Below are 21,181 nucleotides of genomic sequence, written 5' to 3' on the forward strand. Positions count from 1 at the left end.
AGCCCAGGGAGACGGCGCATGACCACCGGTAGTCGGCAGGACCAGGGCACCACCCCGCACCCGTACCCGCACGCCCAGCCGCAGCGCTTCGTCATCAGCTTCGCCGGGTTCAACCGCCCCTGGGCCGTGTGGATCGGCCACCGCCTGGAGGAACACGGCCACCGCGTCGCCCTCCAGCGCTGGGACCCGCAGAACAGCCCCGGCATCGCCCAGGCCCTCGACGACCTCGCCCGCTCCGGCAGCCGGGTCCTCCTCGTCCTCAGCGAGCGCTACTTCTCCGCCGGCACCCACGCCGACGAGGAGTGGAACACCGCCCTGCGCGCCGTCACCGACCGCCACCCCGACCGGTTCGCGGCGGTCTGCCTCACCGACGCCCCGCTGCCCAGTGCCGTCGCCGTACTGGAGAAGACCGACCTGTGGGGCCTGGACGCGTACGAGGCCGAGTACCGCGTGCTGCGCCGGCTGGAGCTGCCCACCGACCGGATCGGCACCGAGACCGGCCGCCGCGGACCCCGCTTCCCCAACGACCCGCCCGAGATCTGGGGCCGCGTGCCGCGCCGCAACCCGCGCTTCACCGGCCGCAACGACGTCATCGGCACCCTGCGCGAAGCGCTCGCCGAGGCACCGGCCGGCGCGTCCACCGTCACCCTGCTCGGCCTCTCCGGCGTCGGCAAGACCCAGGTGGCCACCGAGTACGCGTACCGCTTCGCCTCCGAGTACGACGTGGTGTGGTGGGTCCCCGCCGAGGACCGTCCCACCCTGCGCGAACGCCTCGCCGACCTGGCCCCCGCCCTCGGGCTGCCCCGGGGCGCGGGCAGCTACGGCGAGCAGATCCGGGCCGTCCTCGAAGCGCTGCGGCGCGGATCCCCGTACGGCCGCTGGCTGATGGTCTTCGACGGCTGCGACAACCCCGACGACCTCATCGACCTGCTGCCCTCCGGCGCGGGCGACGTGATCATCACCTCCCGCAACCGCGAATGGGCCACCCGGCACACCAGCCTCGTCGAAGTCCCCCTCTACGCCCGCCCCGAGTCGATCACCTTCATCCGCCGGCGGGCCCTGCGCCTCACCGCCGACGAGGCCGACCAGCTCGCCGAGGCCCTGGAGGACTACCCGCTCGCCCTGGACCAGACCGCCGGCTGGCTCGCCGACTCCCCGCTCCCGGTGGGCGACTACCTCGCCCTGCTGCAGCGCCGCATGGACTCCCACGAGGCCGTCACCGTCTCCGAGGACTACCCGCTGCCCTTCCCCACCGCCCTCGCCATACTCCTCAACAACGTCCGGGAGAACTTCCCCGACGCCCTCTCCCTGCTGCGCCTGTTCGTCTTCTTCGCCCCCGGGCCGGTGCCGCTGCGGCTGCTGCGCGAATTCCCCGCCGACGACGTGCCCGAGGAGCTCGCCGGGCTGATCAACGATCAGATCCGGTGGAACGCCGCCCTCAACAAGCTCGTCCAGTTCTCCGTCGTCCGGCTGGAGTACTCCGACCTGCCCCTGGAGGAGGGCGGCGGCGGGCTGGAGACCGTACAACTGCACCGCATGGTCCACGGGATCGTCCGCGAGAACCTCTCCGAGGAGGAGGCCGAACCGTTGGCCCGGGCCGTCCGGCAGGTCCTCGCCGCCGCCGACCCCGGCGGGCCCTCCGACTCCCGGCTGTGGCCCCGCTACGCCGAACTCGTCCCGCACCTGGCCACCTCCGGGGTGCTCACCAGCGGCAACCCGCGCATCCAGAACTTCCTGCTGCGCTGCCTGCGCTACCTGATCCTCGCCGGGGAGTACCGCACCTGCCTGCGGCTCTCCGAGGAGACCGACCTGATCTGGCGGGCCGTGCTCGGCGAGGACCACCCCAAGGTGCGCGAGCTCAGCTACCAGTACGGCAACGCCCTGCGCAACCTCGGCCTGTTCCGGCGGGCCGAGACCCTCACCAAGGCCGTGTCCGGCCGGCTCACCGCGGAGCGCGGCGACCGGGACCTGGAGAGCCTGCGCGCCACCAGCGCGTACGGCGGCGTCCTGCTGTGCATCGCGAAGTTCGAGCCCGCCCGGGAGATCTTCGAGCACTGCCTGAGCACGTACCGGGAGCTGCTCGGCGAGGACGACTCCGTCACCCTGGACGCCCAGAACAACCTCGCCGCCACCTACCGGCTCCTCGGCCGCTACCAGGACGCCTACGACCTCGACCTGGACACCCTGCGCCGCCGCGAGCGGGTCCTGAAGCCCCTGCACATCTCCACCCTCGCCTCCGGCATCGCCTGCGCCATGGGACTGCGGCTGATGGGCCGCTACCGGGAGGCGCAGACCCGGCAGGAACAGGGGGTCAAGCTGAACACGCAGGTGCTGGGGCTGGGCCATCCGCAGACCCTGCGCGCCGAGCACAACCTCGGGATGTGCCTGCGCCGTTCCGGGGACATCCCCGGCGCGGGCCTGCGGCTGCGGACCGTGTGGGAGCGGGCGACGCGGGTCTTCGGGGTCGACTACCCGTGGACCCTGATGGTCGCCTCCGACTACGCCACCTACCTGAGGGAGTACGGGGACATCGGCGAGGCCCGCCGGATCTCCGAAGAGGTGGTCCGCGGCTACCAGTCGCAGCTCGGCCTCGCCCACCCGTACAGCATCGGCACGGTCGGCAACCTCGGACTGGTGCTCCGCGCCCAGGGCGAGCGCGCGGAGGCCCTCTCCCTGGCGGAGCAGGCCCTCGTCGGCATGCGGGGTGCGCTCGGCGACCGCCACCCGTGGACCCTGGGCTGCGCCCTGAACGCCACCGGCCACCGCAACATCACCGGCCGGCTGGAGGACGCCCTGGACCTGAGCCGGGACACCCTGCGCACCGCGGAACAGGTGCTGGGCCCGGACCACCCGATGACGCTGAGCGCGCAGATCGCGCTCGCGGCCGACCTCCGTTCCGTACGGGAACACACGGAGGCCGCGAAACACGAGGACGCGGGCATCAAGGGCCTGACCCGCACCCTGGGCGCCCAGCACGTCCACACGGTCTCGGCGAAGCAGCAGACCCGCCCGTACTGGGACTTCGAGCCGCAGCCGTAGGGTGCGCGCGGCCCCCGGAGGGGCTACGCGCCCGGTATCCCGGTGGTGTGGGGGCCGTTGTCGACCTGCCTGCCCTGGCCCTTGACCCGGTCGCGCTCGTCGGGCGTGACGCATTTGACGTCGCCCTCCCACTTCTCACGCCAGACGTAGCCGGGCTTGCACGTGGACGGCCCGTAGGCGCCGCCGCCGGGCTGGCGGTTCGGGTTCTGCGCGTGGTTCCAGTCGCGTATCTGCGGCGTGACGCAGTAGGAGTCCCCGTCGTAGCTGTCGCGCCAGACGTAGCTGGTCATGCAGGTGTTCGGCCCGTAGGCGCCGCCGTGGCGCGAGACGTGAGGGTTGGGGTCGACGCCGGAGCTCACGCCGACCGCGGACCGGGGCGGTGGGGCGGCCGCCGCCGATGCCGGCAGCGCGACGGCTCCGCAGATGACGGCGGCGCAGGCGACGGGCATCACGAAGCGGGCGATCCGCTGCTCGGGCCGGGCGGGGGTCGGGGCGTGGACGGCGGTGGACATGCGGGCTCCTCGAAGGCGCGGGTCCGGCGGCGGAGGGCGCCGCCGGGTCTCTGACGGGGGTCCGTGCTCACGCGGTCGTCGCCGCGTGAGCACGTTTCCAGTACGCGCGACGTCGACGGTCCCGGTCACGTCACGCAAGGACGTGGCTTGACGGGACGGCGCGGCAGTGGTGGGCCACCGGGAGGATGCGCCGGCCCGGGCCGCCTGGCCGGGGCTGCCGGGCCCGGAACGCCGGAAGGCCCGGCCCCCGTGAGGGGCCGGGCCTTCCGGCGAGCTGCGAGGACTACGCCTCGAAGACCTCGTTCAGCAGGAGCTGCTGCTCCGCCTGGTGGCGCTTCGCGGAGCCGACCGCCGGCGACGAGCCGTGCGGGCGCGAGATGCGCCGCAGGCGCTCGCCCGCCGGGACGTCCGCGCCGACCGCCAGGTCGAGGTGGTCGATCAGGTTCAGCGCGATGAACGGCCACGCACCCTGGTTCGCCGGCTCTTCCTGGGCCCAGATGTACTTCGCCGCGTTCGGGAACTTGGCGATCTCCGCCTGGAGCTCCGCACCCGCGAGGGGGTACAGGCGCTCGATGCGGATGATGGCGGTGTCGGTGATGCCGCGCTTCTCGCGCTCGGCCTCCAGGTCGTAGTAGACCTTGCCGGCGCAGAAGACGACCTTGCGGACCGCGTTCGCGTCCACCGTGCTGTCACCGATGACCGGACGGAACGAGCCGGTCGTGAACTCCTCCGCCTTCGACGCCGCCGCCTTCAGACGCAGCATCGACTTCGGGGTGAAGACGATGAGCGGCTTGTGGTGCGGGTTGTGGACCTGCCAGCGCAGCAGGTGGAAGTAGTTCGACGGCAGGGTCGGCATCGCGACCGTCATGTTGTCCTGCGCGCACATCTGGAGGAAGCGCTCGGGACGCGCGGACGAGTGGTCCGGGCCCTGGCCCTCGTAGCCGTGCGGGAGGAGCAGGGTGACGCCGGAGGTCTGGCCCCACTTCTGCTCGGCCGAGGAGATGAACTCGTCGACGACGGTCTGGGCGCCGTTGACGAAGTCACCGAACTGGGCCTCCCAGAGGACCAGCGCGTCCGGGCGGGCCAGCGAGTAGCCGTACTCGAAGCCCATGGCCGCGTACTCGGAGAGCAGCGAGTCGTAGACGTTGTAGCGGGCCTGGTCGTCCGACAGGTAGAGCAGCGGGGTGTAGTCCTCGCCCGTCTCCCGGTCGATGAGGACCGCGTGGCGCTGGCCGAAGGTGCCGCGGCGGGAGTCCTGGCCGGACAGCCGGACCGGGGTGCCCTCCATCAGCAGCGAACCGAAGGCCAGGGTCTCGCCCATGCCCCAGTCGATGGTGCCCTCGTCGATCATCGCCGCGCGGCGCTGCAGCTGCGGCAGCAGGCGCGGGTGGACGGTGACGCCCTCGGGGATGGTGACCTGGGACTCGGCGATCCGCTTGACGACGTCCTGCGAGATCGCGGTGTTCACGGCGACCGGGAACTCCTGCGCGGTCTGCGCGGGCGTCACCGGGGCGCCGGCGGCCGGAGCCGTGGAGGCCTCGCGGACCTCCGCGAAGACCTTCTCCAGCTGGCCCTGGAAGTCCTGGAGCGCCTGCTCGGCCTCTTCCAGGGTGATGTCGCCGCGACCGATGAGGGACTCGGTGTAGAGCTTGCGCACCGAGCGCTTCTTGTCGATCAGGTCGTACATCAGCGGCTGCGTGAAGGCCGGGTTGTCGGACTCGTTGTGGCCGCGGCGGCGGTAGCAGATGAGGTCGATGACCACGTCCTTGTTGAACGCCTGGCGGAACTCGAACGCCAGACGGGCAACGCGGACGACCGCCTCCGGGTCGTCGCCGTTCACGTGGAAGATCGGGGCCTCGATCATGCGGGCCACGTCGGTCGCGTACATGGACGAACGCGAGGACTCCGGGGCGGCGGTGAAGCCGACCTGGTTGTTGATGACCACGTGCACGGTGCCGCCGGTGCGGTAGCCGCGCAGCTGAGACATGTTCAGCGTCTCGGCGACGACGCCCTGGCCGGCGAAGGCCGCGTCGCCGTGGAGCGCGAGCGGGAGGACCGTGAAGTCCGTGCCGCCCTTGTTGATGACGTCCTGCTTGGCGCGGGCGACACCCTCCAGGACCGGGTCGACCGCCTCCAGGTGCGAGGGGTTCGCGACGAGCGAGACCTTGATCTGCTCGCCGTCCAGGCCGGTGAAGGTGCCCTCGGCGCCCAGGTGGTACTTGACGTCGCCGGAGCCGTGCATGGACTTCGGGTCGAGGTTGCCCTCGAACTCGCGGAAGATCTGCGCGTACGACTTGCCGACGATGTTCGCGAGCACGTTCAGGCGGCCACGGTGGGCCATGCCGATGACGACCTCTTCGAGGCGGGCCTCGGCGGCCGAGTCGATGACGGCGTCGAGCAGCGGGATGACGGACTCGCCGCCCTCCAGGGAGAAGCGCTTCTGGCCGACGTACTTCGTCTGCAGGAAGGTCTCGAAGGCCTCGGCGGCGTTCAGGCGGCGCAGGATCCGCAGCTGCTCCTCGCGCTCCGGCTTGGAGTGCGGGCGCTCGATGCGGTCCTGGATCCAGCGGCGCTGCTTGGGGTCCTGGATGTGCATGAACTCGACGCCGGTGGTGCGGCAGTACGAGTCGCGCAGCACGCCGAGGATGTCGCGCAGCTTCATCATCGACTTGCCGGAGAAGCCGCCGACCGCGAACTCGCGCTCCAGGTCCCACAGGGTGAGGCCGTGCTCGGTGATGTCGAGGTCGGGGTGCTTGCGCTGCTTGTACTCCAGCGGGTCGGTGTCGGCCATGACGTGGCCGCGGACCCGGTAGGAGTGGATCAGCTCGAAGACGCGGGCGGCCTTGGTGACGTCGTCGTCGTGCGAGGCGTCGATGTCGCGGTTCCAGCGGACCGGCTCGTACGGGATGCGCAGCGCCTCGAAGACGTCGTCGTAGAAGCCGTTCTCGCCGAGCAGCAGGTTCGCGACGATGCGCAGGAACTCGCCGGAGGCCGCGCCCTGGATGACCCGGTGGTCGTAGGTCGAGGTCAGGGTCATGACCTTGGAGATGCCCAGCTTGTTCAGGGTGTCCTGCGAGGTGCCCTGGAACTCGGCGGGGTAGTCCATGGAGCCGACGCCCATGATGACCGACTGCCCGGGCATCAGGCGGGGCACGGAGTGCACGGTGCCGAGGCCGCCGGGGTTGGTGAGGGAGACCGTCACGCCGGTGAAGTCGTCCATCGTCAGCTTGCCGACGCGGGCGCGGCGGACGATGTCCTCGTAGGCCTGCCAGAACTCGAAGAAGTTGAGGGTCTCGGCCTTCTTGATGCCGGCGACGACGAGCTGGCGGTCGCCGTTGGGCTTCACCAGGTCGATCGCGAGGCCGAAGTTGATGTGCTCCGGCTTGACCAGGGTCGGCTTGCCGTCCTTCTCCGCGAAGGAGTGGTTCATGCCCGGCATGGCCTTGATCGCCTGCACCATCGCGTAGCCGATCAGGTGCGTGAAGGAGATCTTCCCGCCCCGGGCGCGCTTGAGGTGGTTGTTGATGACGATGCGGTTGTCGAACAGCAGCTTCACCGGGACGGCGCGGACGGACGTGGCCGTCGGCACTTCCAGGGAGGCGTTCATGTTCTTGGCTACGGCAGCCGACGGGCCGCGGAGCGTCACCAGCTCGGGGCCCGCGGGGGCCTCGGTGGCGGGCGCGGCCTTCTGGGGGGCTACGGCGGAGGGGGCGGGCGCGGCCGGTGCGGCGGCCGGGGCCTGGGAGGTGACAGTCACAGCAGGGGCACCAGAGGGGGTGGCAGGAGCAGGGGCAGGAGCTGACACAGGCGTGGGCGCGGGAGCCGGGGCGGCGGTCGCGGGCGCGGCGCTCGCCGCCCCCGTGGCGGCGTCGGCGACCTGCGGGGCCTGGGCGACGGTGGTGGCGGCCTGTGCGGAGGCGCCGTCCGTCGTCGTCGTGGGCTTCTCCGCACCGTCGGACTTCACCGGAGCGGCGACGCCCCCCGGCTTGTAGTCGGCGAAGAAGTCCCACCAGGCCCGGTCGACCGAATTCGGGTCCTGGAGGTACTGCTGATAGATCTCGTCGACGAGCCACTCATTGGCACCGAAGCCTGAGGCAGGGTTCTTCCCGCCCTCTGCTGCTTCGGTCGTGGTGCTCGAGTTACTGGGGGACTGTGGCGACACGGCGGCAACCGCCCTCTTCCGCTTCACAAGGTATGGACAGCGGGAATAAAGGCTACGCCTCCTGGACCGTGAGATGCAGACCGGGCGGGACATCCGTCGCGCAGGTCACATCGAACGGCGGGTTTCACCGCCTGGAATGGCGGGAAACAAGTGTGGTTCGGGTAGGGGGCACCGAGGTTGCGGCCCCCTTGGCTTCGCACCCCTGACGGACCCCGGGTACGTGTGGCCGAGATCATGTCCTTCCCACTCGAACCCTACGTCAACACGGAGCCTGCGAGCTGCCCGGAAGCGTGACGAGGATGCGGCAGCCGCGTGACGATTCGGCCACTCCGATCCGCCCCCCGTGCAGCTCCACGGCCCAGCGGGCGATCGCCAGCCCCAGTCCGGTGCCGCCGTCGCCCCCGCGGGCGCTGCCCCGGTTGAACCGCTCGAAGACCCGGTGGCGCTCCGCCTCCGGGATGCCGGGACCCTCGTCCCGCACCTCCAGGACCAGGCCGCCGGGCGCGTCGCCGGCCCGGGCGCGGACCGTGACCCGGCCGTGCGGGGGGCTGTGCTTGACCGCGTTGTCGATCAGGTTCGCCACCACCTGGTGCAGGCGCTCGTTGTCCGCGTACGCCCACAGCTCGGGCGGGAAGACGTCCAGGTGCAGGTGCACGTCATTGCGGGTGTGCCCGCCCGAGCCGGAGAGCAGCCCCGGCCGTCCGGCGGCCGCCAGCCGCGACTCCTTCAGCACCCCCGAGAGGTACGGCCACACCTCGAAGCGGCGGGCGCGCAGCGGGACCACGCCGTTGTCCACCCGGGACAGGTCCAGCAGGGTCTCCACGAGCCCGCCGAGGCGCTCGGTCTGCTTCAGCATCGTGCGCATGGTCTCGGGATCGGCGGCCGAGACCCCGTCCACCACGTTCTCCAGCACGGCACGCAGCGCGGCGATCGGCGTGCGCAGCTCGTGCGAGACGTTGGCGACCAGCTCCTTGCGGTGCCGGTCCACGGCCTCCAGGTCGTCCGCCATGAGGTTGATGGTGGAGGCCAGGTCGCCCAGCTCGTCGCGGCGCCCGGCCCCGCGCACCCGGCGGGTGTAGTCGCCGTGGGATATCGCCCGGGCCACCGTCGTCATGTCGTCCAGCGGGGCCGTCAGGCTGTGCGCCACGAACTGCGTGATCAGCATCGAGGCGATCACCGAGAAGACGGTGATGAAGCGCAGCTCGGTGTCGGTGCGCAGGGCCACCAGCAGCAGGCCGGTCGTGATGAAGACCGAGACCACCACCAGCGTGCCCAGCTTGGTCTTGATCGAGAACGGCGAGAAGGGCCGCAGCCCCCCGGCGGGCCGCTGCCGCTGCCTTTGCCGCTGCCTCGGTCCGGCCGGCGGGCCGCTCACGGCTGGGCCGGGGTCTCCAGGGCGTACCCGACGCCGTGGACCGTACGGATCCGCTCCGCGCCGATCTTGCGCCGCAGGGCCTTGATGTGGCTGTCGACCGTACGGGTCCCGGACGCGTCGGCCCAGTCCCACACCTCGGCCAGCAGCTGCTCCCGGGAGAGCACCGCCCGCGGGGTCCCCGCCAGGCACACCAGCAGGTCGAACTCGGTCGGCGTCAGGTGCACGTCCTCGGTCTGCACGCGGACCCGGCGCTGCGCGTGGTCGATCTCCAGATCGCCCAGGCGCAGGGTGGCCCCGCGCGGGGTGTGCGCGGCGATCGTGGCCCGCTCCACGCGGCGCAGCAGCACGTGGACCCGTGCGGCCAGCTCGCGCATCGAGAACGGCTTCGTCATGTAGTCGTCCGCGCCGACCCCGAGCCCCACCAGCAGGTCGGTCTCGTCGTCCCGCGCGGTGAGCATCAGCACCGGGACCGGCCGCTGTGCCTGGACCCGGCGGCAGACCTCCAGTCCGTCGAAGCCGGGCAGCATGACGTCCAGGACCAGCAGCTCCGGCAGCCAGCTCTCGGCCGCGGCGACGGCGGCAGGGCCGTCCGCCGCCGTCTGCACCTGGAACCCCTCGGCGCGCAGGCGGGCCGCGATGGCCTCGGCGATGGTGTGGTCGTCCTCGACGACGAGCACACGCCGCTGGGCGCCGGGTGTCGCCGCGGCGCCGTTGTGCGTGGTGTGTGTCTGTTCCATGTCCGCCCCTGAAGATCCCGCGTGAATGGGGTGCAGCGTAGAGGAGGCACCGGCCTGCGGCTACGTGGGGTTCGGACATGGCATATGTGCTGGAGCAGCGTAAGCGGAATGATATGTACCGGGTGCCGGACCCCCCACGGGACCGGCACCCGGCGGGCGGGACCGGTCAGGTGCCCCGCCGTCTGCGGCCCCTCAGAGGGCCAGTCCGTGCCCGTGCGGGAAGACGGGGTCGAGGGTGTCGTTCGGCACATCGGGACGGGAGGCCGCGACCGCTTCCATCGAGCGCGGGAGCTCGAAGGGGAGGCGGCCCTGCGGGACGGCGCGGCCGAAGGCCACGTCCAGCAGGGCGGCGTCCGAGGCGCCGTAGTCGGCGATCAGGGCGGCCGCGCGTTCGGCGATCTCCGGGATGACGGCGGCCCGCTCCAGGTTGATGCAGACCAGGGTGGGGACCCGGTCCAGGAGGGCCAGGATCTCGGCCAGCTCCGGCTCGGGGAAGGCCAGCGAGCCCGAGTGGAAGAAGGACTCGAAGAGGTTCTCCCGGGGCTCGTACGGGGTCCGCAGGCGCAGGACGGCCAGGTCCGCGCCGGCCGGTCCGTCGACCACCTCGCCGTACCCGGCGGCCACCGCCTCGTCCACGCCCCGCACGTACAGCCTCGGCCGCCCGCGCAGCGGCAGCAGGCCGTCCGGATTGGTGAGGACGGTCAGGGAACGGCGCTGGGCCGCGTCGCCCAGGGCCGCGAAGTCGGCCCGGCCCACGGTCTCGGCCGCCGCGTCCGGGTCCACGTACGGGTTCTCGAACAGGCCGAGCGCGAACTTCTCGCGCAGCAGCCGGCGTACGGACTCGTCGATCCGGGACTCGGCGACGCGGCCCGAGCGGACCAGCTCCACCACGACCTCCGGGCACTGCTCGCCGCCGAACTGGTCGCAGCCGGCCTCCAGGGCGCGGGCCGCCCGCTCGGCCACGCTCAGGTGCTCCACGCCCCAGGCGCGCGCCGGATGCACCTGCCCGAAGATCGTCGCGTCGTTGAGCAGCCCCCAGTCGGTGCAGACGATGCCGTCGAAGCCGAGCTCCTCCCGGAGCAGGCCGGTGACCACGCCCTTGCTGAAGCCGAAGCCGACCTCCTCCCAGTCCGTGCCCATCGGCTGGCCGTAGTACGGCATCATCTGCGCGCACCCGGCGGCTATCGCGGCCTTGAACGGCTCCAGGTGGTGCTCCCGCATGCCGCCCGGGTAGACCTGCTCCTTGCCGTGCGCGAAGTGCGGGTCCTCGCCGTCCTTCTGGGGGCCGCCGCCGGGGAAGTGCTTGACCATGGCGGACACCGATCCGGGGCCGAGGGCCGGGCCCTGGAGGCCGCGTACGTACGCCTGGACGAGCCGGGCGGTCAGGTCGGCATCGGAGCCGAAGGTTCCGGTCTGGCGGGCCCAGCGGGGCTCGGTGGCCAGGTCGATCTGCGGGTGCAGGGCGACGCGGAAGCCGACGGCGAGGTACTCGCGGCGGACGGTGTCGGCGAACCGGTGGACGAGCTCGGGATCACCGATCGCGGCCAGGCCCAGCGCCTCCGGCCAGGCGGAGAAGGCGCCGGCGTTGAAGGAGGCGCCGATGTTGTCGGTGAAGGCGTGGCGCGGGTCGGTCGAGAGGGTGACCGGGATGCCGAGGCGGGTGGCCGCGGCCATCTCCTGGACGGTGTTCTGCCACCGGGCCATCTCGAAGGCCCCGTAGGTGCCGAGCAGGTTGAAGTGCGACAGGAAGCGGTCCTCGACCAGCTCGGGCGTGGTGAAGGGGAGCATCGAGCCGTCGGTCTCGGTGACCGGGCTGCCGTCCGCGTTCATCATCAGCATCGAGTGGAAGAGCTGGCCGGCCTTCTCCTCCAGCGTCATCCGGGAGAGCAGATCGGCCACGCGCCGGTCGACGGGGAGGGAGGCGTCCTGGTACTCGGGGATTGCGTTCACGGCGGGGCTCCTGGACTGCGTGACCGGGCGGATCGGCGGCGTGGCGTCACGGTAGAGGTGGAAACCTTGTACCCGCTAGGTTTTTGAAAAGTGACCTGGATCACTCCCCGTGAGGGCGGGAACGGGCGGCGTCTAGGGTGGTGCGCATGGCACGGGACACGGGGCGGGCGGCTCCGAAGGGCGCCGGGCGCGGGACCTACGCGGTGGGCGACGCCCGCCGGCAGAAGATCCTCGACACCGCCGTCGAGCACTTCGCGCAGTGGGGCTTCCACGCCTCCTCGCTGGCCCGGATCTCGGCCGGCTGCGGAATCACCCAGGGCGGGCTGCTGCACCACTTCCGAGGCAAGGAGGACCTGCTGCTTTCGGTGCTCGCACAGAGCGAGCGGCACGACGTGGAGCGGCTCTTCGGCGAACCCGCCGCATCGGTCGCCGCGTACTTCACCACCCTCGTGGGCCTCGCCGCGGACAACGAGCGGCGGCCCGGGATCGTCCGGATGTTCAACACCCTGGTCGGCGAGGCCGCCGACCCCGGGCATCCCGCCCACGGGTACTTCGAGCAGCGCTACGCCCGCGTGCTCGGCCACACCGTCGACGTGCTGGAGGCGGGCGTCGCGCGCGGCGAACTGCGCCCCGACGCCGACTGCGAGGCCGCCGGACGGGAGATCATCGCCGTCATGGACGGCCTGCAGATCCAGTGGGTGCTGACGCCCGGGAACGTGGACATGCCGGCCCGGCTGCGCGGGTTCCTGGACCGGCTGCTGCGGGAGCTCTCGGCGGCCGGGACGGACCGGCCGGCCCCGGCCGTGTCCTAGGCAGGGTGTCCCGGGCCGGGCCGTTTCCTGGGCCGGGTGTCCCGGGCCCTGGTGTCCTAGCCCGCCGTGAAGGAGGGCAGGGCGTCCACCACCTTCGTCAGGGCCGGCGGCAGGGAGCCCTGGTCGCCCGCCACCTCGTAGCCGCCGTGCACGAAGGCGTAGAAGTAACCGTCGTAGATCGTGGGGCCGCCCGTGGCGACCCTGGGCAGGTGGGCGAAGTCCGCCTCCTGCAGGGCGGTGCGCAGGGTGGCGAGCCCGGCCTCCGGCATCGTGCCGGTGCGCTCCTGCTTCGCCTTGGCGTCCAGCAGGGTCCAGGAGCCGTCGCCCTTGACGATGAGGGTGTGGGTCTGGCCGGCGAAGCCACCGCTGCGGGTGACGCGGACCAGGGTCTCGCCGGGGGCGGGGACCCGGCCGGCCGTGGGGCTCGCCGTGGGGCCCGGGCTCGTTCCGGAGCCGGGGGCGCTCCCGGTCGGACCCGGACGCGACTCCGCGGACGCCTTCGGGGGCGTGCCGTCACCGTCGCCGGAGGGGGACGGTCCGCATCCCGTCAGCAATGCCGCAGCCAGTACCAGGCCCGCCGCCGCTCGTAACGCGCCCACACCCACCTCCGCAGTCACTCCCGTCCAACCCCGAGTATGGAGTCCGCACACCCGTTCCGACAGCCCACGGAGGCCGACATCAGCCGGATCGCCCCCTGGCGACTGCTGCCGCCGCTGCTCGCCGTGGTCCTCGGCCTCTGGGGCCTGGAGCGCAACGGCAGCATGTGGCGCGACGAGTCCGTCACCTGGCAGGTGGCCCACCGGCCGCTCGGCGGGATCTGGGAGCTGCTGGGCGGCGTCGACGCCGTCCACGGCCTGTACTACCTGCTCATGCACGGGGTGTTCCAGCTCTGGGACGGCGGCCTGTGGGCGCTGCGGCTGCCCTCCGTCGCCGCCACCGCGCTCGCGGCCGCCGGGGTGGCCGCCGTCGCCCACCGGCTGGTGGGGGAGCGGGCCGCGCTGATCGCCGGCTGCGTGTACGCCGTCCTCCCGCCCGTACAGATGTACGCCCAGGAGGGGCGCTCGTACGCCCTGGTCGCGGCCGCCGTGGTGTGGGCGACGTACCTGATGCTGCGGGAGCGGTGGGCGGCGTACACGGTGGTGCTGCTGCTCGGCTGCTGGCTGCACGAGTTCGCCGTACTGGCCCTGCTCGCCCACGCCTTCACCGCGTGGCGCTCGCGCGGCTGGCGGTGGAGCGCCGCGGCCGTGCTCGTCCTCCTGCTGCCGCTGGCCGTGGTGAGTGCCCGGCAGGCCGAGCAGCAGCTCGGCTGGCTCGGCAGGCCGAGCTGGCAGGACTGGACGGCGTACGGGGTGGTGGGCGGCGCGGCCCTGCTGCTCGCGCGGGGGGCCGCGAAAGACCTCGTTCGGGTGGCGCTGCCCCTCACCCTGCTGCCGCCCGGGCTGCTGATGGTGATCTCCCTGCTGCACCCCTGGTACGTCGACCGGTACGTGCTCTATGCGCTGGCCGGACCCGCCCTGCTGGCCGGGGCGAGGCTGGCGGCGGCTCGCGGGTGGTGGCCGTGGGTGCTGGCCGGGGCGCTGCTCGTGCCGTTCGGCATCTGGTCGGTGTGGCTCCGTACGCCCGAGAGCCGCAAGGACGACGTCCTCGCGGTGGCCGCGGCGGTCCGGGAGCGGGCCCGGCCGGGGGACGCGGTGGTGTTCATGCCCTCGCGCCGGCGCGAGTGGCTGCTCTCCTCGCCCGAGACGTACGCGGAACTGCGCGACCTGGCTCTGGACCGCACCCCGGCCGCTTCGCACAGCCTCCAGGGCACCGAGCTGCCCCCGGACCGGATCCGCTCGGCCCTGCTCGCCTCGCCGCGGGTGATCGCCCTGCTGGACCCGCCCGGTCAGCCGCTGGACCCGTATCCGCGGGAGGCGGTCAAGCGGGAGGCCCTGGCCACCCGGTTCGAACTGTGCTCGACGACCGCCGTCCGCGGAGCCCGCATCGCGGTCTACGCCCACCGGGGCGCCTGCCGCTGACCCGGCCCGGCGGGTGCCGGCCCGCGTCCGCGCAGGGGGCGCCTGTTGTTGGCGTGCCTGCAGGCGGGCCGGTGTGCGGGCCGGTGCGCGGGCTGGTGTGCGGGCCGACCTGTCGGACGGGTGTCCCGGATGCCGCGGGTGCGCCGACCTGCGCTGGAACTGGTGCCGGCGGTCGGGCGGGTGCCCTGGCCCGGGTCCGCTCGCGGGGGCGCCCGGCGCCGGCGTCCCTGCAGGCGGGCCGGTGCGTGGGCTGGTGCGCGGGCCGACCTGCGGGGCGGATGCAACGGGTCTGCATGCGACCGGCGTGGCTGCCGCCGCCGCTGACCCGCCCGGCCGGCGCCCTGGGGCGCGGAGGAGGATGGGGCGACCCGCGTCGCACAGCCGGAGGTGCCGAATGCCCACGCCCCAGAACGCCGCGCCCCAGGAGCCCGTACCCGCAGCGGTGGGCGAACCGGCGCCGGGAGGACGGGCGGCCGGCGAACCGGCGGGACCGCTCGCCGGCGCGCCGCGCGGGTCGGAGACCGGGGCATGGGGCGGGGCGGAGGCCGGACGGCTGCCGAGGGCGGAGGCCGAATCGCCTTCCGGGCCGGAGGCCGGACGGATGCCCGGGTCGGGGGCCGGGTCCGAGGCCGGACCGCTGCCCGGGTCCGAGGCCGGACCGCTGCCCGGGGCGCTCGTCGGGGTGGAGTGGCTGGGCGGGCGGCTCGGGGCGGCCGGGCTGGTGGTTCTCGATGCCTCCGTCGGTGCCCACCGGGGTGCGGAGCGTCGGATTCCGGAGGCTCGCCCCTTCGACCTCGACGGAGCCCTGTCCGACCACGAGGCCCCCGCCCCGCACACCATGCCCGGGGCCCGGGCCTTCGCCGAGGCCATGCGCGCGCTCGGGGTCTGCGACTCGGACACCGTCGTCGTCTACGACGGCGCCGGGATCTACTCCAGCGCCCGCGCCTGGTGGATGCTGCGCGCCATGGGCTTCGACCGGGTCGCCGTCCTCGACGGGGGACTGCCCGCCTGGACCGCCGCCGGCCTGCCCGTCGAGGACACCGGCCCGGCCTACGACGGCCCGCGCGGCTCCTTCACCCCGCGGCCCCGCCCCGGGCTGCTGGTCGGCGCCGAGGCCGTCGCCGCGGCCCTGGCCGATCCGGCAGCGGCCGTCGTCGACGCCCGCACCCGCGGGCGCTTCGCCGGCACCGCCCCCGAGCCCCGCCCGGGCCTGCGCGGCGGGCACATGCCGGGCGCGGTCAACCTGCCGTTCGGCGAACTCCAGGACCCCGACGGCCTGATGCGCCCGGCCGGGGAGCTCCGCGCGGCCTTCGCGGAGGTCGTGGGCGGGCGCGAACGCCTCTACTTCAGCTGCGGCTCCGGGGTCACCGCCTGCGTGCTGGCCCTCGGCGCCGACCTCGCCGGATACGGACAGCTCGCCGTCTACGACGGCTCCTGGAGCGAGTGGGGCGTGCCCTCGCCGCTGCGCCCGGTCGTGACCGGCCCGTAGGCGCCCGGCCGGCGGGGGGTTAACCCCACCCGGGGTCCGGGTACCGGCCCCATCGGCCCGGCGGCGGCGGCGCGCGAGGATCGGTCCATGACTTCTCACGCCGCGTCACACCGCCTCGTCCGCACCGCGGTCGCCGTCCTCGGCGCCGGATTCCTGCTGGCCGGCTGCTCCTTCTCGGACGGACCGAAGAAGACGGCGACCGCCGACACCACGGTCACCGAGGCGGTCACGGCGGTCGAGGTGACGGACGCCCGGGCGGGCTCGATCGAGGTCACCCCGGGGACGGGTCCCGGCGTCACGGTCCGCCGCACCGTCCACTACCGCGGCGACCCGGCCCCCGCCCCCGGCCAGCAGGTCAGCGGGGGCGTGCTCACCTTCTCCAACGGCTGCTCCGGCAGCTGCTACATCGACTACCGCCTGGAGGTCCCCGCCTCCGCCAGGGTCAAGCTGGAGAGCAGCAGCGGCCGCATCACCGTCACGGGCGTGGCGGCCGCCGAGGTGGAGGCCGACTCCGGCGAGGTCCGCGCCGAGCGCATCACGGGCCCGCTGAAGATCCGTACCTCCTCGGGCGACATCATCGCGGCCGGCCTGTCCGGCCCGAACGCGGACGTCCACTCGGACTCGGGCGACGCCCGCATGGACTTCACCACGGCCCCGTCCTCGGTGCTCGCCGAGACCACCTCGGGCGACGTCACGCTGAAGGTCCCCACGGCCCCCTACCGGGTCGACGTCTCCACCACCTCCGGCGCCCGCGACATCACGCTGGGGGCGGACCCCTCGGCCCCCTCCCGGCTCTCCGCGAAGACCACCTCGGGCGACGTCCGGATCTCCGCCGTGTGACGGCCGCCACGAGAACGGCCTCCACGCGCTCCCACCGGCCCCCACCCCTGTTCGCCCCCGGCGAACGGGGGTTGGGGAACATCGGGGGGCGCACATGCATTGAGTCGGCATAGCTCAACTTCACTGCCGGAGGGAAGATCATGGCTTCGACGTCCGCCACACTCACCCTGCCCGTACTGCCGCTCGACGACGAGGTCGTGCTGCCCGGAATGGTCGTTCCGCTGGAGCTGTCCGACGCCGAGGTGCGCGGGGCCGTGGAGGCGGCACAGGCCGCGGCGGGCACCGGGAAGCCGCGGGTGCTGCTCGTGCCGCGGATCGACGGGAAGTACGCCGCGACGGGTGTGCTCGGGACGGTCGAACAGGTGGGGCGGCTCTCCGACGGGGACCCCGGGGCGCTCATCCGAGGCCGCGGCCGGGTCCGTATCGGCGCCGGCACCACCGGACCCGGGGCCGCCCTCTGGGTCGAGGGCGAGACCGTGGACGAGCACGTGCCGGACCCGCTGCCGGGATCCGTGGCCGAGCTCGTCAAGGAGTACAAGGCACTCGCCACCAGCTGGCTCAAGAAGCGCGGCGCCTGGCAGGTCGTGGACCGGGTCCAGCAGATCGAAGGGGTGTCCGCGCTGGCGGACAACTCCGGGTACTCACCGTTCCTGACGGTCGACCAGAAGGTCGAACTGCTGGAGACCGCCGACCCCATCGCCCGCCTCAAGCTCGCGATCAAGGCGCTCAGCGACCACCTCGCCGAGCAGGACGTGGCGGAGTCCATCGCCAAGGACGTGCAGGACGGCGTCGACAAGCAGCAGCGGGAGTTCCTGCTCCGGCGGCAGCTGGAGGCCGTACGCAAGGAACTGCGCGAGCTGAACGGGGAGAAGGACGGCGAGGAGTCCGACGACTACCGGGCCCGCGTCGAGGCCGCCGACCTCCCCGAGAAGGTGCGGGAGGCCGCGCTCAAGGAGGTCGAGAAGCTGGAGCGGGCCAGTGACCAGAGCCCGGAGGGGTCCTGGATCCGCACCTGGCTGGACACCGTGCTGGAACTGCCCTGGAACGAGCGCACCGAGGACCGGTACGACATCCAGGGGGCCCGGGCGGTGCTGGACGCCGAGCACGCCGGCCTGAGCGACGTGAAGGACCGCATCACCGAGTACCTCGCCGTCAGGAAGCGGCGCAGCGAACGCGGCATGGGCGTCATCGGCGGCCGCCGCGGCGGGGCCGTGCTCGCGCTCGTCGGGCCGCCCGGAGTCGGCAAGACCTCCCTCGGGGAGTCGGTCGCCCACGCCATGGGCCGCAAGTTCGTGCGCGTCGCCCTCGGCGGCGTCCGCGACGAGGCCGAGATCCGCGGCCACCGCCGGACCTACGTCGGCGCCCTGCCCGGCCGGATCGTCCGGGCCATCAAGGAGGCCGGGTCGATGAACCCGGTGGTGCTGCTCGACGAGATCGACAAGGTGGGCTCCGACTACCGCGGCGACCCGGCGGCCGCCCTGCTGGAGGTCCTGGACCCGGCGCAGAACCACACCTTCCGGGACCACTACCTGGAAGTGGAGCTCGACCTGAGCGACGTCGTCTTCCTGGCCACCGCCAACGTCCTCGAGGCCATCCCGGAGGCGCTGGCCGACCGGATGGAGCTCGTCCGCCTCGACGGCTACACCGAGGACGAGAAGGTCGTCATCGCCCGCGACCACCTGCTCCCGCGCCAGCTGGAGCGCGCCGGCCTCGGCTCCGACGAGGTGGTCCTGCAGGAGGACGCCCTGCGCAGGCTGGCCGGGGAGTACACCCGGGAGGCGGGCGTCCGCACCCTGGAGCGGTCCATCGCGCGCCTGCTGCGCAAGGTCGCCTCCCAGCACGAGCTGGGCCGGCGCGAGCTGCCCTTCAGCATCGGCGCCGACGACCTGCGCGCGCTGATCGGACGCCCGCACCACGTGCCCGAGTCCGCCCAGGACCCGGCCGAGCGGCGCACCGCGGTCCCCGGCGTGGCCACCGGCCTCGCGGTGACCGGCGCCGGCGGCGACGTGCTGTTCGTGGAGGCCTCGCTGGCCGACCCGGAGACGGGCGCCGCCGGCCTGACCCTCACCGGCCAGCTCGGCGACGTCATGAAGGAGTCGGCGCAGATCGCGCTGAGCTTCCTGCGCTCGCACGGAGCGGAACTGGAGCTCCCCGTCGCCGACCTGAAGGACCGCGGCGTGCACATCCACTTCCCCGCGGGCGCCGTGCCCAAGGACGGCCCGAGCGCCGGCATCACCATGACGACCGCGCTCGCCTCGCTGCTCTCCGGACGGCAGGTGCGCACCGACGTGGCCATGACCGGCGAGGTCTCGCTGACCGGGCGGGTCCTGCCGATCGGCGGGGTCAAGCAGAAGCTGCTGGCCGCGCACCGGGCCGGGCTGACCACGGTGATCATCCCGAAGCGGAACGAGGCCGACCTGGACGACGTCCCGGCGGAGGTGCTGGAGGGGCTGGAGGTGCACCCGGTGACGGATGTGCGCCAGGTGCTGGAGCTGGCCCTGGCACAGGCGGAGGCGGAGGTCGCCGCCGCGGCGTGACGGAGGGCCGCACGGCCCGCCGGGTGCCTCCCTCGCACTCCGCGCGCCCTCTGCGCGCCCGCCCCGCGCCCCCTCACACGGCCCGGCTCCCCGCTCCGGCGGGGTCCCGGGCCGGCGGCGCGCGCCCTGCGAAATACTGGCCCCTCACCCACCGAGGTGCCACACACCATCAAAGGAGCGGGACGTGCACGGGAGCGAAGACCAGGAGTTCCTTGCCCTGGAGCGGGAGCTGTCCGTCTTCCTCCGGCGGGCCCGCGCCTCCTCCGGCGAGATGGCCCGCGAACTCCACCCCGAGCTGGAGCCCGCCGCGTACGGGCTCCTCGTACGCCTGGAGGCGGCCGGCCGGCAGCGGGCCACCGACCTGGCCGCCTACTTCGGGGTCGGCAAGGCCACCATGAGCCGGCAGCTGCGGGCCCTGGAGGTCCTGGGCCTCGTGGCCCGCGAGCCGGACCCGGCCGACGGCCGGGCCTTCCTGGTCGGCCTCACCGAAGAGGGCCGCGAGCGGTTCCTGCGGGTGCGGGGCGCACGGCGCGAGCAGTACATGCGCAAGCTCGCCGACTGGGACCGCGGCGAGGTGGCGGAACTGGCCCGGCTGCTGAACCAGCTGAACGCGGGCGCCGAGTAGGGGCACCGGCCCGACCCGCGCCCGGGCTCTAGAGCTCGGCGTAGACCGCCGACGCGTCGTCGTGCCGCTTGTACCGGGCCGACGGCCGGGCCGGATCACACTCGATGGCGCGGACCCGGCCGATCAGGCCCTCCGCACCCTCCTTCCGCAGCACCGCCATGCACTCGGACCAGTCGCCCTCCCCGAACGTGTCCGTCCACCGGCTCGCCCCGTCCGTGAGCGCGGCCACCGCCCGCACCTGCCCGCGCGGGGTGCGCCCGGTCACCGCCCGGGCCGCCACCGACGGGTCCGCGGCCGCCGTGAAGAAGCCGCCCTCCGCGTTCCGCAGCGCGTCCGTCGCCGCCACCGAGCGCAGCACCTCGCGCGGCAACCGGTCCAGCCGGTCGTCGAGCACTGCCGTCACCTCGCCCCCGGGCGCCTGGAGGAGCAGTACGGAGTCCGAGAGCACGAGGTGCTCCACATGGGTCTCGTCCCAGCGGACCACGACGACCGTCGCCTGCGGCGTGCGGACGTGAGAAAGGTCACAGGTGTCGCGGTGGGCCTCGGCCGTGGCGCGGACGGACTCGGCCAGAATCCGGTCCAGCGTCATGTCCCGCCGCGATCCGGACAGTTCGGTCAATCGGCCGCCGAGGCGGGCCGCGAACCACGGAACTCCGTGCACGCAGCCGTCCTCGCCGCCCGGCGGGGTGACCCCGTCCAGGGCGACCAGGACCCCGCCGCCCGAAGCGGGGATCGCGGCCGACACCCAGTCCTCATTGGGGCGTTCTTCGCTGCCGGGGGCCGAGGCGAGGTCGATGCGCATGCCGCCATTCTGCCGGGCGGGGGCCGAGCCGCACCCTCAGGTCCGTACCAAAGCGGGAGGAGGCGAGCGGGCCCGTACGCGAACCGTCCCGGGCCCGGGCCGGGAGGGCCCGGGCGGGGCGCCGGCGGGCGGGCGGACGTGTGGGCGGGCATCCTGCCAAAGCCCGTATCGATCTTTCAACCACCTGTCCACGGAGGCGCCCTGTGACAGGGTGCCCGAGTTGGTTGCCAAGTCATGCGTGATGTTCACTCGTTCGAGTGGCCGGGTGGGCGATGTGCGGCTC

The 21,181-nt window shown here is 73.2% G+C and carries 14 protein-coding genes; 7 read left to right on the forward strand and 7 right to left on the reverse strand.

What is annotated here, in order from left to right; all coding sequences use genetic code 11:
* Positions 1 to 18: 18 nt before the first annotated feature.
* Positions 19 to 3,039 (forward strand): FxSxx-COOH system tetratricopeptide repeat protein, encoded by a 3,021-nt coding sequence (fxsT, locus tag OG472_RS29330; protein WP_405831956.1) that lies wholly within the window; start codon positions 19 to 21, stop codon positions 3,037 to 3,039.
* 23 nt (positions 3,040 to 3,062) lie between these two features.
* Here fxsT and OG472_RS29335 read toward each other — a convergent pair whose 3' ends face one another.
* The 5 genes from OG472_RS29335 to OG472_RS29355 all read right to left on the reverse strand — a co-directional run bounded on the left by OG472_RS29335 (position 3,063) and on the right by OG472_RS29355 (position 11,775).
* Positions 3,063 to 3,551 (reverse strand): hypothetical protein, encoded by a 489-nt coding sequence (locus OG472_RS29335; protein ID WP_405942216.1) that lies wholly within the window; start codon positions 3,549 to 3,551, stop codon positions 3,063 to 3,065.
* Between the two features lie 283 nt (positions 3,552 to 3,834).
* Entirely contained in the window at positions 3,835 to 7,713 is a 3,879-nt protein-coding gene (locus OG472_RS29340; RefSeq protein ID WP_401606558.1) for a multifunctional oxoglutarate decarboxylase/oxoglutarate dehydrogenase thiamine pyrophosphate-binding subunit/dihydrolipoyllysine-residue succinyltransferase subunit, read from the reverse strand.
* A 259-nt stretch (positions 7,714 to 7,972) separates the two neighbouring features.
* Positions 7,973 to 9,088, reverse strand: a complete 1,116-nt coding sequence (locus OG472_RS29345) for an ATP-binding protein (RefSeq protein WP_405942217.1) — start codon at positions 9,086 to 9,088, stop codon at positions 7,973 to 7,975.
* On the reverse strand, positions 9,085 to 9,825 hold the full coding sequence (locus OG472_RS29350) for a response regulator transcription factor (RefSeq protein WP_327416279.1): 741 nt from the start codon (positions 9,823 to 9,825) through the stop codon (positions 9,085 to 9,087). Before OG472_RS29350 ends, OG472_RS29345 begins: the two co-directional genes overlap by 4 nt.
* 192 nt (positions 9,826 to 10,017) lie before the next feature.
* Positions 10,018 to 11,775: a glycoside hydrolase family 3 protein gene (locus OG472_RS29355; RefSeq protein WP_405942218.1), complete on the reverse strand. Its 1,758-nt coding sequence runs from the start codon at positions 11,773 to 11,775 to the stop codon at positions 10,018 to 10,020.
* A gap of 146 nt (positions 11,776 to 11,921) precedes the next feature.
* Between OG472_RS29355 and OG472_RS29360 the strand changes: the two genes are divergently transcribed.
* A complete protein-coding gene (locus OG472_RS29360; RefSeq protein ID WP_401606551.1) occupies positions 11,922 to 12,587 on the forward strand; it encodes a TetR/AcrR family transcriptional regulator in 666 nt (221 codons plus the stop codon).
* Between the two features lie 56 nt (positions 12,588 to 12,643).
* Here the strand turns inward: OG472_RS29360 and OG472_RS29365 are convergent, their stop codons facing one another.
* The gene (locus OG472_RS29365) at positions 12,644 to 13,186 is read right to left on the reverse strand and encodes a hypothetical protein (RefSeq protein ID WP_401606548.1); all 543 of its coding nucleotides are present in this window, start codon (positions 13,184 to 13,186) and stop codon (positions 12,644 to 12,646) included.
* A 36-nt stretch (positions 13,187 to 13,222) separates the two neighbouring features.
* Between OG472_RS29365 and OG472_RS29370 the strand changes: the two genes are divergently transcribed.
* The 5 genes from OG472_RS29370 (at position 13,223) to OG472_RS29390 (ending at position 20,096) form a co-directional block, all read left to right on the forward strand.
* Positions 13,223 to 14,605, forward strand: a complete 1,383-nt coding sequence (locus OG472_RS29370) for a hypothetical protein (RefSeq protein WP_405942219.1) — start codon at positions 13,223 to 13,225, stop codon at positions 14,603 to 14,605.
* A gap of 601 nt (positions 14,606 to 15,206) precedes the next feature.
* A complete protein-coding gene (locus OG472_RS29375; RefSeq protein WP_405943217.1) occupies positions 15,207 to 16,094 on the forward strand; it encodes a sulfurtransferase in 888 nt (295 codons plus the stop codon).
* Between the two features lie 87 nt (positions 16,095 to 16,181).
* Complete coding sequence (locus OG472_RS29380) at positions 16,182 to 16,934, forward strand: DUF4097 family beta strand repeat-containing protein (protein ID WP_405831963.1); 753 nt, start codon at positions 16,182 to 16,184, stop codon at positions 16,932 to 16,934.
* A 140-nt stretch (positions 16,935 to 17,074) separates the two neighbouring features.
* Entirely contained in the window at positions 17,075 to 19,471 is a 2,397-nt protein-coding gene (gene lon / locus OG472_RS29385; protein WP_405831965.1) for an endopeptidase La, read from the forward strand.
* 184 nt (positions 19,472 to 19,655) lie between these two features.
* On the forward strand, positions 19,656 to 20,096 hold the full coding sequence (locus OG472_RS29390; RefSeq protein ID WP_383562940.1) for a MarR family winged helix-turn-helix transcriptional regulator: 441 nt from the start codon (positions 19,656 to 19,658) through the stop codon (positions 20,094 to 20,096).
* 28 nt (positions 20,097 to 20,124) lie between these two features.
* On the opposite strand, the gene OG472_RS29395 is transcribed toward OG472_RS29390, so the two are convergent.
* Positions 20,125 to 20,898: a protein phosphatase 2C domain-containing protein gene (locus OG472_RS29395; protein ID WP_401606536.1), complete on the reverse strand. Its 774-nt coding sequence runs from the start codon at positions 20,896 to 20,898 to the stop codon at positions 20,125 to 20,127.
* Positions 20,899 to 21,181 lie beyond the last annotated feature (283 nt).

The sequence above is a fragment of the Streptomyces sp. NBC_00207 genome (assembly GCF_045160965.1).
Taxonomy (GTDB): domain Bacteria; phylum Actinomycetota; class Actinomycetes; order Streptomycetales; family Streptomycetaceae; genus Streptomyces.

Coding starts and splice junctions, on each gene's coding strand:
- OG472_RS29395 (WP_401606536.1), bottom strand. CDS start 20,898: ATGCGCATCGACCTCGCCTCGGCCCCCGGCAGCGAAGAACGCCCCAAT.
- OG472_RS29360 (WP_401606551.1), top strand. CDS start 11,922: ATGGCACGGGACACGGGGCGGGCGGCTCCGAAGGGCGCCGGGCGCGGG.
- fxsT (WP_405831956.1), top strand. CDS start 19: ATGACCACCGGTAGTCGGCAGGACCAGGGCACCACCCCGCACCCGTAC.
- lon (WP_405831965.1), top strand. CDS start 17,075: ATGGCTTCGACGTCCGCCACACTCACCCTGCCCGTACTGCCGCTCGAC.
- OG472_RS29380 (WP_405831963.1), top strand. CDS start 16,182: ATGACTTCTCACGCCGCGTCACACCGCCTCGTCCGCACCGCGGTCGCC.
- OG472_RS29335 (WP_405942216.1), bottom strand. CDS start 3,551: ATGTCCACCGCCGTCCACGCCCCGACCCCCGCCCGGCCCGAGCAGCGG.
- OG472_RS29375 (WP_405943217.1), top strand. CDS start 15,207: ATGCCCGGGTCGGGGGCCGGGTCCGAGGCCGGACCGCTGCCCGGGTCC.
- OG472_RS29370 (WP_405942219.1), top strand. CDS start 13,223: ATGGAGTCCGCACACCCGTTCCGACAGCCCACGGAGGCCGACATCAGC.
- OG472_RS29350 (WP_327416279.1), bottom strand. CDS start 9,825: ATGGAACAGACACACACCACGCACAACGGCGCCGCGGCGACACCCGGC.